The following is a 13,654-nucleotide window of genomic DNA, read 5'->3' on the forward strand; positions in this document are numbered from 1 at the left end:
GCGCCGTCCGACGTCGCGTTCCCCGAACGACGCCCCCCCCCGCGGCCGCCTCCGACGGCCGCGGCGCACAGGCCGACGTCGCCCAGGCCCACGTTTCTCCGGTCCGGAACGGTCCGGGCTCCCGGCCGTTCACCGTTCACCTTCGTCCGCCCACGCTCGGGCGTGGGCGGAAGCGGGAGGCAGCATGACCACTCAGGAATCCAGCCAGCGCAGCGAGTTCGACCAGCTCGTCAGCGCGGTGATGGGCACGATCACCCGCCGTCTGGGCGGCGAGAGGCAGACCGGGCCCGAGGCGGCCGCGGAGGGCGCGGCCATCGCGGCGACCGGGCGCAGCGGCGTGTACCTGCGCCTCGATCTCCCCGTGCCGCCCGGCGGCCTCGCGCAGGCCGCCGAGGCCCCTCCGGCCGCCGACGCGGGGCCGGTCGCGACGGCGGCGGTCGGCTTCCCCTGGACGGCGGGCGCGTCGTCGGGCAACGGCGAACCGGTCACCCCGCAGCAGATCGTGTCCGGTCAGGCCCCGACCCAGGCAGCCGAGGTCGCGGCACCCGAGAGCGCCGTGGTGTCGTTCGAGGAGCTGCGCGTGGACGTGGACGGCCCGGCTCCCACCATGACGGTCTCCGGCACGGTCTGGCGGCTCCTCAGCGGCCGGCTCACCTGGCTCGCCAAGGTCCGCAAGGAACCGAACGGCACCTACGCCGGACCGATCGAGTACCGCGACGGCAACACGGCCCTGCGGCCCGGCACGGCGATCCGCGTCCAGCTCACCGGCACGCCGCCCCTGCAGCCCATGGGCGCGCTCGTCACCTTCGTACGGCCGGACGCCCCGGACGAGGTGGTGCGCTACGCGCACGTCACGCCGCACTTCCGCGAGGTGGAGATCGAGTACGACCGGGTCTCCGACGCCGAACAGACCGTCGAGTACGCGCTGCACGACCACCCCGTCCGGCCGCCGGACCTCCCGAACACCACCCTCACCGTGGAGGACGCGTTCAGCAGGCAGGGCATCCATGTCACGCGCACCCGGGGCAGCAACGAGATCCCGCTCTCCGCCTCGGTGAACGGCAAGTGGTCCGACATCGAGATGCACGACGCCATGCAGCAGCACTGGTCCGCCTGGAAGCCCGGCCCTTCGGGACAGGGCGTCGCCCAGTGGCAGGTGTGGACGCTGTTCGCCGGTCAGCACAACAGGGGTCCGAGTCTGGGCGGCATCATGTTCGACTTCGTCGGCAAGGTCCAGCGGCAGGGCTGCGCGGTGTTCTCGAAGTCGTTCATCTCCGAACGGCCGCCGGACGACCCCGACCCCGAGGCGTACGTGCGCCGGATGCGCTACTGGACGGCGGTGCACGAGATCGGTCACTGCTTCAACCTCGCGCACTCGTGGGACAAGTCGTCGGACACCTCCTGGATGCCGCTGCGCAACGAGCCGCGCGCCTTCAGCTTCATGAACTACCCGCACCGCTTCGAGGGCGGACCGCAGGCGTTCTTCGCCGGCTTCCGGTACTTCTTCTCCGAGGACGAACTCCGCTTCCTGCGGCACGCTCCCGAGCGGTTCGTGCAGCAGGGCAACATCGCCATGTTCGACCACCACGGCTTCGAGCAGGCCCGACGCAGCGTCGGCACGGGGCCGTTGAAGCTCACCCTGCGCTTCAACCGCGACGCCGACCGGCAACAGGCCTACCGCTTCGGCATGCTGGAGCCGGTGATCGGGGAGCTGAAGCTGACCAACACCTCCGGCGTCCCCACGATGGTGAACCGCGCGACGCTGAGCAGCGACGAACTCAGCATCCTCGTCCAGCGGGAGGGCACGACCGAGGCCCGGGTGGTGCAGCCGTACCTGCGTTACTGCCTGCGCCCGGAGCCCGTCCTGCTGCAACCGGGCGAATCCCTGTACGAGCAGGTCGTGCTCTCCTCGGGCCTCGACGGCTGGCAGATCTCCGAGCCGGGTGCCTACCGGGTGTACGCGGCGCTGCGGTCCGCCCGCGACGGGGCCTCGGCCGCCGGCGACCCCTCCGGTGGCCAGGTCCTGGCGGCCCCGATCACCGTCCGGGTGGAGCGCCCGGCCAGCCGGGACCAGGAGCGCCTCGCGGACGACGTGTTCACCGACACCGTGGGACGCGTCCTCGCGCTGGGCGGCAGCCGGGTCCTGGACGACGCCAACGACGTGCTGCGCGAGGTCACCGAGCGGATCCCCGACACCGCCGTGGCCAAGCACTCGGCCGCGTGTCTCGCCACCGCGGCCGCCGTCCCCGGCAAGGTCCTCACGACCCGCGACGGCGCGGTGAGCGTCGTGGCCGCCGGGACCGACGCCGAGGCGGGCGGGCAGCTCGCCGAGCAGGCCTACGGTGATCTGGGGGCGGCGGCGAACACCTTCGGTCACATCCGGCTCACGAACGACGTGACGCGGGCCGCGGCCGGCCTGGACGAACTGGGCCGGCGCGACTCGGCGACCCACCTGCTGGACGGGCTCGTCCACACCCTGGAGGAGCGTCAGGTCAAGCCCGAGGTGGTGCGGAAGGTGCAGTGGGAGAGGCAGCAGATCGCGGAGGGCCACACCGACCGGTGACTCCGGATCCGCGTCCGGCGACGGCCTCCTGACGGTGCGTCAGGGGGTCGCCGACCGTCGGGCGCCTGCCGCTAGGCGCACCACCACAGGAACCTCTCGCAGGTCTCCGAGGGTGACGGCTCGGGGGCCGGGTCGTCGGGGGTCGGGTCGGAGGTGGGCTCCGTCGTCGGGTCGGGGGCGGACGTGGCGGCAGGGGCCGAGGTGGAGACCTCGGGGCGGGAGCCCGCGGTCGCGGACTGGGCGTCGCGTTCCTTCTCCTCCTCGGCCTCGTCCTTGTCCTTGTCCTTGTCGTCCTTCTCCGACGCGGAGGCGGACGGCGAGGCGGACTTGGAGGGCGAGGCGGACGGGGAGGCGTCCTCGCCGGAGGCCCCGGTCGTGCCGTCCCGCTCGGCCGCGCCCCCGTCGGGGCTGGCCGAGGCGCCACCCGCACGTTCGTCGTCGGCCGCGTTGGTCGTCGGACCGGAGCCGGGGGACTCCATGCCCAGCTCCGTCAGGCTCAGCGCGCCGACGGCCAGCAGCAGCCCGGAGCCGATCAGCAGGGCGCGCTTGCGTCGGCGCCGGTGGGCGGCCGCCTTGCGGTCACGTCGGTTGGAGCGCGTCCCCGCGCGCTCACGGCCGGCCCGGCGGCGCGAGGTGCGGGGGCCGGGCTCGTCCTCGGGTGCCGAGGTGGTCTCCTCGGTGTCCTCGGGGTGCGCGTCGGCGTCGTCCGCGTACGCGCGTAGCTCTTCGACGGGGGTGCCGCAGCCCGGGCAGGCGAGGGCGCCGTTGAGGTGCCGTCGGCACGGGTGGCAGTAGTCCATGACGCGGGAAGACTAGATTCCGCACAGGGAGCGTTCCTAGAGGCTGCTGTGAAGGTTGTGTGCGGAACTGGGCTTTCCGGTTTGCCTGGTTGAGGTCAAGCCCGACCATTCGCCGCGAGTCGGCGAAACGCCGCGCGGTCCGCCGCACGGGGTATGCGACGGACCGCGAGAGTCGACGGCCCGCGAGAGCCGACGTGCCGGAAGGGCCTGTGTGCCGGGAGCTGCTCGGCTCAGGTCTGCTTGCGGGCCGTCATGGTCCGCTGGATCAGGATGAACGCGCAGAGGAGCACACCGGTGGCGATCTTCGTCCACCAGGAGCTGAGGGTGCCCTCGAACTGGATGATGCTCTTGATCAGGCCCAGCACCAGGACGCCGAAGAGGGTGCCGATGACATAGCCGGAGCCGCCCGTCAGCAGGGTGCCGCCGATGACCACCGCGGCGATGGCGTCGAGTTCCATGCCGACGGCGTGCAGCGGGTCGCCGGACTGGATGTACAGCATGAACAGCAGGCCGGCCAGCGCCGAGCAGAAGCCGCTCACCGTGTAGACCGCGATCTTGGTGCCGCCCAGCGGAAGCCCCATCAGCAGCGCCGACTGCTCGTTGCCGCCGATCGCGTACACACGGCGTCCGAAGCGCGTGTAGTGCAGTACGTAGAAGGCGAACGCGAGGACGGCCAGGGCCACCAGGGCGCCGATCGACAGGTCCCCCAGCCCGAGGGGCACCCGGGTCTGGGCCAGGCTGCTCACCGTGGAGTCGCTGATGGAGATGGACTCCTTGCTGATGACCAGGCACAGGCCCCGGAAGAGGAAGAGGCCTGCGAGGGTCACGATGAACGGCTGGATCTCGAAGTTGTGGATCACATAGCCCATGAGGAAGCCGCCGAACGCGCCCACGCCGAGGGCGAGGGGGACGACCACGATCAGAGGCAGGCCCTGACGCTCCACCAGCCAGGCGGTGAACATCGTGGTGAAGCCGATCAGCGAGCCCACGGACAGGTCGATGCCGCCGGACATGATGACGAAGGTGGCGCCGACGGCGGCGACCAGGAGGTAGCCGTTGTCGATGAACAGGTTGAGGAACACCTGCGAATCGGCGAACCCGTAGTTCTGGTACCGGCTGAGGCCGGTGACGTACATCGCGAGGAACAGGGCGGCCGTGACCAGGACGGGCAGCCGCCGGTCGCCGAGCAGGCGGGTGACCGCGGACGGCCCGGACGCCGTACGGCCTTCCGGCGCCGTGGGGGTCTTGGTGGTCGCGCTCATCGCGACACCTCCATCTTCGGGGCGGCGTCGGCCGGGGTGGCGGGCTCCGCCGGGGCGGCGGGCTTTCCGCGCCCCTTGGCGCCGAAGACCTTGGCCCGGAACTTCGGGGACTGCAGCAGGCAGACGACGATGACGACGGCGGCCTTGAAGACCAGGTTGGTCTGGGTCGGCACACCGATGGTGTAGATCGTGGTGGTCAGGGTCTGGATCACGAGGGCGCCGATCACCGTGCCGCCGATCGAGAACCGGCCGCCGAGCAGCGAGGTGCCGCCGATGACCACGGCGAGGATCGCGTCCAGTTCGATCCACAGGCCGGCGTTGTTGCCGTCCGCGGCCGAGGTGTTGGAGCTGATCATCAGGCCCGCGATGCCCGCACACAGCGCGCAGAACATATAGACCATGATCTTGATGCGCCGGGACCGGATGCCCACCAGGCGGCTGGCCTCGGCGTTGCCGCCGACGGACTCGACGAGCAGTCCGAGCGCGGTCTTCCGGGTCAGCGCGACGGTGACGGCGACGACCGCGGCCACCACGAAGATGGAGAAGGGCAGCGTCAGCCAGTAGCCGCCGCCGATCAGCTTGTACGGCTCGCTGTTGATGGTGATGATCTGGCCGTCGGTGATCAGCTGGGCGACACCGCGGCCGGCGACCATGATGATCAGGGTCGCGATGATCGGCTGGATGCCCATCCGGGCGACCAGGAACCCGTTCCACAGACCGCACAGGACCGCGGCCACCAGCCCGATCCCCATGGCCAGGAACACCCCGGCCAGGGCGTTCTGGTCGGCCTGGTCGCTGATGTACGAACAGGTCAGGGCGCCGGTGATGGCGACGACCGCGCCGACGGAGAGGTCGATGCCGCCGGTGGCGATGACGAGGGTCATGCCGACCGCGACCAGGATCAGCGGCGAACCGAACAGCACGATCGAGACGAGGCTGCCGTAGAGGTGGCCGTCCGTCATCTTGATCGCGAAGAAGTCGGGCGTGAAGGGGACGTTGATGAGCAGCAGGGCCACCAGGACCGCGACCGGCCAGAACAGGTGGTGCTGCGTCAGCGCCCGCCAGCGGGAGGTGCTGGCTGCGGATGGGGTGCTCACTGGTGTTCTCCGCTCGCGATGGTCTCCAGGATCTTGCTGGTGGTGATCTCCGGCCCGTTGGTGAGCCGGGCCACCAGCTTGCGGTCGCGCAGGACGCCGATGGTGTGGCTGAGGCGGAGGACCTCCTCCAGTTCGGCCGCGATGTAGAGGACGGACATGCCGTCCTCGGAGAGGGAGACGACCAGTTTCTGGATCTCCGCCTTCGCGCCGATGTCGATGCCGCGCGTCGGCTCGTCCAGGATCAGCAGCTTCGGCTGGGTGATCAGCCAGCGGGCGAGCAGCACCTTCTGCTGGTTGCCGCCGCTGAGCTGGCCGACCCGGGCCTCCGGGTTGGCGGGGCGGATGTCCAGCGCCTTGATGTACTTGGCGACCAGTTCGTCGCGCTGGCCGGCCGGGATGGGCCGGGTCCAGCCGCGGGACGCCTGGAGGGCCAGGATGATGTTCTCCCGGACCGTCAGATCGGGGACCAGGCCCTCGGTCTTGCGGTTCTCCGAGCAGAACGCGACCCCGGCGGCGATGGCGTCGTTCGGGGCGCTCATCGAGACCTGCTTGCCGCCCACGGTGACCTTGCCGCTGTCGGGCTGGTCGGCGCCGAAGAGCAGCCGGGCGAGTTCGGTGCGGCCCGAGCCGAGGAGACCGGCGAGGCCGACGACCTCGCCCTTCTTGATCTCCAGGTCGAAGGGGGCGATGCCGCCGGTGCGGCCGAGGCCCTCGGCGGCGACCAGGGTCTCGCCGACGTCGGAGCGCAGCTGGTGCTCGTGGAGCTCCTCCAGCTGGTCCAGGGCCTTGCCGATCATCAGCTCGATCAGCCCGACCTGGTCGAGGTCGCGGACCATGTGCTCGCCGACCAGGGTGCCGTTGCGCAGCACCGTCATCCGGTCGCAGATCTCGTAGATCTGGTCCAGGAAGTGCGAGACGAAGAGGATGGCGACGCCCTCGTCCCGCAGCCGCCGCATCAGGCGGAACAGTTCGAGGACCTCGTCGCGGTCGAGGCTGGAGGTGGGCTCGTCCAGGACCAGCACCTTGGTGCCGGAGCCCTCGCCGTCGCTGTCGCCGTGGCCCACCGACCGTACGATCGCGACCAGTTGCTGCACGGCCAGCGGGTATGCGGACAGCGGCGCGGTGACGTCGATGTCGAGGCCGAGCCGGTCGACCATCTCCGCGGCTTCCTTGCGCATCCGCTTCCACTGGATGCGGCCCGCGCGGGTGGGTTCACGGCCGATGAAGATGTTCTCCGCCACCGAGAGGTTGGGGCAGAGGTTGACCTCCTGGTAGACCGTGCTGATGCCGGCCTGCTGGGCCTCCAGCGGGCTGCCGATCCGCACGGACTCGCCGTCGAGGGTGACGGTGCCGCCGTCCCGGGAGTAGACCCCCGTCAGCACCTTGATGAGGGTGGACTTCCCGGCTCCGTTCTCGCCCATCAGGGCGTGGATCTCACCGGGGAAGAGCCGGAAGTCGACGCCCGACAGAGCCCGTACCCCCGGAAATTCCTTGACTATGCCCGTCATCTCCAGGACGGGCCGCGGCTCTGCCATGAGCAGCGCTCCTCTTGACATGGGTTCAGGCCCGCGGGGAGCCTCCGGGACCGGGTCGTGCCCGGTCCCCTGGAGGCTCCCTGCCGGTGGGGCGGGTGGGTCAGTACTTACGGGTGGGGAGCGCGTCCTTGGCCTGGTCCTGCATGAAGTCGCTCTCCTCGGTCTTGATCCAGCGCTCGACCTTCTCGCCGTCCTTGACCTTCTGCACGACCTCCATCAGCTGGGGGCCGAGCAGCGGGTTGCACTCGACGATCGCGTTGATCTTGCCTTCGGACATCGCGATGAAGCCGTCCTTCACACCGTCGACCGTGACGATGAGGATGTCCTTGCCGGGCTTCTTGCCGGCCGCCTCGATGGCCTGGATGGCGCCGAGGCCCATGTCGTCGTTGTGCGCGTAGAGGACGTTGATGTCCGGGTTGGACTGCAGGAAGGCCGCCATGACCTGCTTGCCGCCGGCGCGGGTGAAGTCGCCGGTCTGGCTGACGACGATCTCCCAGTCGTCCTTGTGCTCGGCGTCCATGATCTCCTTGAAGCCCTTGGCGCGCTCGATCGCCGGGGCGGCACCGGTGGTGCCCTCCAGCTGGGCGATCTTCACCTTGCCCTTGTGGCCGGCCTTCTCCAGGACCTTCTCCAGGATCTTGGCGGCGCGGCGGCCCTCGTCGGTGAAGTCGGAGCCGACCAGGGTGACGAACAGGGACTCGTCGCTCTCGACGGAGCGGTCGGTCAGGACGACGGGGATCTTCGCGGCCTGGGCCTCCTTGAGGATGGCGTCCCAGCCGGTGACAACGACCGGCGAGAAGGCGATGACGTCCACCTTCTGCGCGATGTAGCTGCGGATCGCGGAGATCTGGTTCTCCTGCTTCTGCTGCGCGTCGGAGAACTTGAGGTTGAAGCCCGCCTCCTTGGCGGCCGACTTCACGGAGTCGGTGTTGGCGCTGCGCCAGCCGCTCTCGGAGCCGACCTGGGAGAAGCCGAGGGTGATCTTCTTGCTGCCGCCGGAACCGGCGTTCCCGCCGGAGCCCTCGTCCTCCTTGGCACAGGCCGCCAGGGTGCCCGCCGCCGCCACGCCGATCGCCGCGGTGAGGAAGTTCCGTCTGTTGAGCATGTTTCTTCTCCTTTGAAGAGCCGGTCCGGGGACGGACCGTTGGTACTCAGGGACCGGCCGCACTGCGTCCAACCTGTCGATCATTGTTCGAAATGTCGGCCACGCTGATGGATGAATGACGTTCAGTTGTTCGGTGCCGCGTCAGCCCGGAGCGGGCCCCGCCAGGGGGACGTACGGGAAGGTGCTGGCGCGGACGACGAGCTGGGGTTCGATGGCGACCCGGGAGACGGAGGGGGCCCGGCCCTCGATGAGGTCCAGCAGCAGGGCGATGCTCCGCTGACCCACCGTGGCGAAGTCCTGTCGGACGGTGGTGAGCGGCGGGGCGAAGAACTCCGACTCCGGGATGTCGTCGAAGCCGACCACCGCCACGTCCTGCGGGGTCCGCACGCCCGCCTCGCGCAGGGCCCGCAACACCCCCAGTGCCATCTGGTCGTTGGCGACGAAGACGGCGGTCAGGCCGCGGCCCACCCAGCCGGCCAGTTCCTGGCCCGCCCGGTAGCCCGAGAGCGGACTCCAGTCCCCCCGCAGCGGCTGCGGCGGTTCGACGCCCGCCTCCTCGAGGGTGGCCCGCCAGCCGGCGGTCCGGTCGGCGGCCTCCTGCCAGTACTCGGGTCCGGCGAGATGCCAGACCTTCCGGTGGCCGGCGGCGAGCAGATGGCCGGTGGCCAGCCGCGCGCCGAGGTGCTGATCCACGTTGACGCTCGGGATCTCCGCCCCGGAGCCGGTACCCACGGCCACCACCGGGAAGGGGTGCCGGAGTTCGGCGAGGGCGGCGACCGCCGACCGCTGCGGGGCGAGGGCGATCACTCCCTCCACCCCACCCTCGCTGAGGCGGTCCAGGGCCTCGGACAGCGCCTGGACGGTGAGTTCGCGCAGACTGACCGTCGAGACGAGGTATCCCTCGGCCCGCGCGGCCTCCTCCAGCGCGAACAGCGTGCTGGCCGGGCCGTAGAGCGTGGTGTTCGAGGCCACCACGCCCAGCGTCTGGGTGCGCCTGGTCGCCAGGGCCCGTGCGGAGAAGTTGCGGCGGTAGCCCATCTCCTCGATCGCCCGGAGCACCTTGGCCCGGGTCTCGTCCCGCACGTTGGGGTGGTCCCCCAGCACACGGGACACGGTCTGGTGGGACACCCCGGCCTGGCGGGCGACATCGGCCATGGTGGGCGGCCGCAGCTGCGAGTGTGTCACGGCCGCACCTCCTTGGCGGTCGTCTGCCGATAAGACCTGTCGTGCGGGAGCGCGCTCCCGCGCCGCCGGTTTCATACCAAATTTCCGGAACGCCCCAAGACATCCGAGGGGAAGCCGAGTTGGCGCGAGTCCGACACGACGCTCATACCTCCTGGGATGTTGCCGGGCGATGAATGGTGCGTTGCGGAGGTCATTGTGAGCGCTAACAATTCCCGGCGGTCAAGAGGGCTGCAGCAGGGAAGGCGGTCACGTTTGAGTAACGCGACGGGCGGCGCGGGTCACGGAGAGGGCGTTCGGCCGCCCCCACCGGCCGCCCAACAGGCTTTTGGCCCGAACGCGTTGACGCGAGCCGCCTCACAGCCGTGCGCCGGGGTCCCGTCCGGCGTGATCTCCCTGGCAGGAGCCGCGTCCAGCATGGCGACGGGTCGCAGGCGAGCCGAAACTCGACGCGCCCGGCTAGGCCGGAATTCACCGCACGGCGCCCAACTCACCCTGGACGCAACGGGCATCACGCCCGCCACCAGGGGACTCTTGGACATCCACGCCCCCGTCAAGGACACCGCTCACATCCGCTCGCCGCGCGCCGCGTTCACCAGCGCCCAGATCACCCCGTACCGTTCCCGGGGCGCGGGCCGCACGGGCCGTCTTGGACCGTTGTGTGTTCGACCCATTGACACTCAGACCGGGTCGTCCTTACTGTCGCGACCAGCATTTCGAACGAGCGACGAAATTTCGAACAACTACGAGCTACAGAGGGCAGGGAGTACCGTGCGCATCACGGGAATCAGCACGCACGTGGTCGGGACGCCGTGGCGAAACCTGACCTACGTCCTCGTGCACACCGACGAGGGCCTCACCGGAGTCGGCGAGACCCGCATGCTGGGCCACACCGACGCGCTGCTCGGCTACTTGCACGAGGCGAAGACCAACCACATTCTCGGTTCCGACCCGTTCGCTGTCGAGGATCTGGTCAAGCGCATGAAGTACGGCGACTACGGGCGCGCCGGCGAGATCGTGATGTCCGGCATCGCCGTCATCGAGATGGCCTGCTGGGACATCAAGGGCAAGGCCCTCGGCGTCCCGGTCTGGCAGCTGCTGGGCGGCAAGGTCACCGACAAGGTCAAGGCGTACGCCAACGGCTGGTACACCACCGAGCGGACGCCCGAGGCGTACCACAAGGCGGCACAGGGTGTGATGGAGCGCGGCTACAGGGCGCTCAAGATCGACCCCTTCGGCACCGGCCACTTCGAGCTGGACCACGAGCAGAGCCTGTACGCCGTCTCGCTGATCGAGGCCGTGCGCGACGCCATCGGGCCGGACGCCGAGCTGATGCTGGAGATGCACGGCCGCTTCTCGCCCTCGACCGCCGTACGGCTCGCCAAGGACCTGGCGCCCTTCAAGCCCGCGTGGCTGGAGGAGCCGGTGCCGCCGGAGAACCTGAAGGCGCTGGAGAAGGTCGCCGCCAAGGTCGACATGCCGGTGGCCACGGGCGAGCGGATCCACGACCGGATCGAGTTCCGTGAGCTCTTCGAGAGCCAGGCCGTGGACATCATCCAGCCGGACGTCGGTCACATCGGCGGCATCTGGGAGACCCGCAAGCTGGCGGCCACGGCGGAGACCCACTACATGCTGGTCGCGCCGCACAACGTGGGCGGCCCGGTGCTGACGGCGGCCTCCCTCCAGGTCGGTTTCACCGCCCCGAACTTCAAGATCCTCGAGCACTTCAACGACTTCGCGGACGCGGACATCAAGAAGGTCGTCTCGGGTGCCCCGGAGGTCGTGGACGGCTACTTCCACCTCTCCGACAAGCCCGGCCTCGGCGTCGAGCTGGACGTGGACGCGGCGGCGGAGTTCCCGCAGCAGCAGGCGCGCTTCGACCTGTGGGCCGAGGGCTGGGAGCAGCGCAAGCCCAAGGGGACCGCGTGAGCGCCTCGTCCGACGCGGCCGACTCCGGCACGCCGGCCGTCGCCGTCGTCATCGAGGCGCCGGGCGAGCATCGGCTCGTCCCGCACGAGGCCCGGCAGCCGGCGGCCGGCGAGGCCCTGGTCCGGGTGCACGCCTCCGGGATCTGCGGCAGCGACCGCGAGGTCTTCCAGGGCAACCGGCCGGAGGGGTACGTCCGCTACCCGCTCACCCCGGGCCACGAGTGGTCCGGGACCGTGGTCGAGGTCGGCGCCGGCGTTCCTTCAACTCTTGTAGGGCGCAAGGTAGTTGGCGAGGGTTTCCGGAACTGCCAGGTGTGCGACCGCTGCCACGCGGGCGAGACCACCCTGTGCTCCGCGGGGTACGAGGAGACCGGGTTCACCCAGCCCGGCGCGATGGCCACGACCCTCACCCTGCCGGCCCGTCTGCTGCACGTCCTGCCGGACGACGCGGATCTGACGGCGGCGGCGCTGCTGGAGCCGGCCGCGTGCATCGCGGCCGCCGCGCTCAAGGCGAACGCCGTTCCGGGTGAGCGGGTCGCCGTGGTGGGGACCGGGACGCTCGGGATGTTCGCCGTTCAGTTCTTGAAGGCGGCCTCCCCCGCCGAACTGCTCGTCGTGGGCACCCGGCCGGACCGCGCGGAGCTGTCGAAACGCTTCGGTGCCACGGACTTCCGGACGAAGGACCAGGACCTGCCGGGCGACTTCGACGTGGTCATCGAGACCGCCGGGTCCGCGGACGCGGCGCGCACGGCCGCCGCCCTGCTGCGGCGCGGCGGACGGCTGGTCCTGACGGGCATCCCGGCGCCGGGCGCGGACGGGCTCGACCCGACCGATCTCGTCGTCCGGCAGCTGGAGGTGCACACGGTGTTCGGCGCGGCGCCGGACGCGTGGGCGCACACGGTGCGGGTCTTCGGAGCCGGGCTGCTGGACCCGCTGCCGCTCGTCACGCACGAGCTGCCGCTGGCGGAGTTCCCGCAGGCCATCGAGCTGGTGGGATCCGGCGACCCGACGGTCGGAAAGGTCCTGCTGCGGCCATGACACACCCCTGAGCCGTACGCCGGTACGGGGTACCTGACGACTTCGTACCGGCGTACACCCAAGAGCTTTGTGCACCAAGAGCCGCGAACTTCGTCCGATATACCGAACATGAAGGACAGCTTGTGACCGACACCACCGCTCCGGCGCCGCGCCGACCCGGCGAGCAGGCCCTCGCCGCGCTCGGGCTGAACGCACCCGCCCTCGACCCTTCCGACGCCTCACCGCACACCTTCCCCGGTGGCGGCCGCTGGCGCACCGAGGTGCCCTCCGTGGAGGGGCCGGAGGCGCTCGCCGTGGTCCTCAAGGAGGCCTCGCGGCTCGACGTCCCGATCCACCGGATCAGCCAGGGCAGCGGTGTGTGGATGCTCACCGACGCCGAGATCACCGAGATGGTGGAGGCGACGGCCGAGCGCGACATCGAGCTCTGCCTGTTCACCGGCCCGCGCGGCACCTGGGACATCGGCGCCTCCACCCGTACGGACTCCAAGGGCGCGGGCCTCCGCGCCCGGGGCCACGACGCGGTCGCCGGCTGTGTCGAGGACGCCGTGCGCGCGACCGAGCTGGGCGTGAAGTGCCTGCTCGTCGCCGACGAGGGCGTGCTGTGGACACTGCACCGGGCGCGTCTGGAGGGGATCATCCCGGCCGACACGACCTTCAAGGTGTCGGCGCTGATCGGACCGGTCAACCCGACCGCGTACGCCGTGTACGAGAACCTCGGCGGCGACTCGATCAACGTGCCGAGCGACCTCACGCTCGACCACCTCACGGAGATCCGGCGGGTGTCCGGCGCGCCCATGGACATGTACATCGAGGCGCCCGACGACCTCGGCGGCTACGTCCGGATGTACGAGGTCGCCGAGCTGATCCGGCGCGGTGCGCCGATCTACCTGAAGTTCGGCCTGTCGAAGTCGCCCGGGATCTACCCCTACGGGCACCACATGCGGGACCTCACGCTGTCCACGGCCAAGGAACGCGTCCGGCGCGGCCGGCTCGCCCTGGACCTGCTCGCACGGCACGGAGCGGACGGCGACATGGCGCCGCTCGGCACCCGGCTGCCCGGCGAACTGAAGCGATTCGGAAATCCCTCATAACGAACCGGACAACTGTCTTCACAGAAGAAGACGCAGTCACACAGAATCCCCCA

The 13,654-nt window shown here is 70.3% G+C and carries 10 protein-coding genes; 4 read left to right on the forward strand and 6 right to left on the reverse strand.

All coding sequences use genetic code 11. From position 1 onward, the window contains the following. Positions 1-184: 184 nt before the first annotated feature. Positions 185-2,563: a hypothetical protein gene (locus PUR53_RS46910; RefSeq protein WP_329912523.1), complete on the forward strand. Its 2,379-nt coding sequence runs from the start codon at positions 185-187 to the stop codon at positions 2,561-2,563. A 71-nt stretch (positions 2,564-2,634) separates the two neighbouring features. Here the strand turns inward: PUR53_RS46910 and PUR53_RS46915 are convergent, their stop codons facing one another. The 6 genes from PUR53_RS46915 to PUR53_RS46940 form a co-directional block, all read right to left on the reverse strand. Further along, positions 2,635-3,363, reverse strand: a complete 729-nt coding sequence (locus PUR53_RS46915; protein ID WP_329912524.1) for an SCO2400 family protein — start codon at positions 3,361-3,363, stop codon at positions 2,635-2,637. Between the two features lie 230 nt (positions 3,364-3,593). Next, a complete protein-coding gene (yjfF, locus tag PUR53_RS46920; protein WP_329901591.1) occupies positions 3,594-4,625 on the reverse strand; it encodes a galactofuranose ABC transporter, permease protein YjfF in 1,032 nt (343 codons plus the stop codon). Beyond that, a complete protein-coding gene (locus PUR53_RS46925) occupies positions 4,622-5,722 on the reverse strand; it encodes an ABC transporter permease (protein WP_329901592.1) in 1,101 nt (366 codons plus the stop codon). The genes yjfF and PUR53_RS46925 overlap by 4 nt, the downstream gene beginning before the upstream one ends. Then, complete coding sequence (locus PUR53_RS46930; protein WP_329901593.1) at positions 5,719-7,257, reverse strand: sugar ABC transporter ATP-binding protein; 1,539 nt, start codon at positions 7,255-7,257, stop codon at positions 5,719-5,721. Before PUR53_RS46930 ends, PUR53_RS46925 begins: the two co-directional genes overlap by 4 nt. A 100-nt stretch (positions 7,258-7,357) precedes the next feature. Next, positions 7,358-8,362 carry an ABC transporter substrate-binding protein gene (locus tag PUR53_RS46935; RefSeq protein ID WP_329901594.1) on the reverse strand — a complete coding sequence of 335 codons (1,005 nt, stop codon included), beginning with the start codon at positions 8,360-8,362 and terminating at the stop codon, positions 7,358-7,360. A gap of 141 nt (positions 8,363-8,503) precedes the next feature. After that, positions 8,504-9,547: a LacI family DNA-binding transcriptional regulator gene (locus tag PUR53_RS46940; RefSeq protein WP_329901595.1), complete on the reverse strand. Its 1,044-nt coding sequence runs from the start codon at positions 9,545-9,547 to the stop codon at positions 8,504-8,506. Positions 9,548-10,315: 768 nt separating this feature from the next. On the opposite strand from PUR53_RS46940, the gene PUR53_RS46945 reads away from it, so the two are divergent. The 3 genes from PUR53_RS46945 to PUR53_RS46955 all read left to right on the forward strand — a co-directional run bounded on the left by PUR53_RS46945 (position 10,316) and on the right by PUR53_RS46955 (position 13,601). Beyond that, positions 10,316-11,473 carry a mandelate racemase/muconate lactonizing enzyme family protein gene (locus tag PUR53_RS46945; protein WP_329901596.1) on the forward strand — a complete coding sequence of 386 codons (1,158 nt, stop codon included), beginning with the start codon at positions 10,316-10,318 and terminating at the stop codon, positions 11,471-11,473. Beyond that, entirely contained in the window at positions 11,470-12,510 is a 1,041-nt protein-coding gene (locus PUR53_RS46950; RefSeq protein ID WP_329901597.1) for a zinc-dependent alcohol dehydrogenase, read from the forward strand. The genes PUR53_RS46945 and PUR53_RS46950 overlap by 4 nt, the downstream gene beginning before the upstream one ends. A 122-nt stretch (positions 12,511-12,632) precedes the next feature. Further along, positions 12,633-13,601: a hypothetical protein gene (locus PUR53_RS46955; protein ID WP_329912525.1), complete on the forward strand. Its 969-nt coding sequence runs from the start codon at positions 12,633-12,635 to the stop codon at positions 13,599-13,601. The last annotated feature ends 53 nt before the right edge of the window (positions 13,602-13,654 follow it).

Origin of the sequence: Streptomyces sp. SP18BB07 (assembly GCF_036322545.1) — a bacterium.
Classification (GTDB): domain Bacteria; phylum Actinomycetota; class Actinomycetes; order Streptomycetales; family Streptomycetaceae; genus Streptomyces; species Streptomyces deccanensis.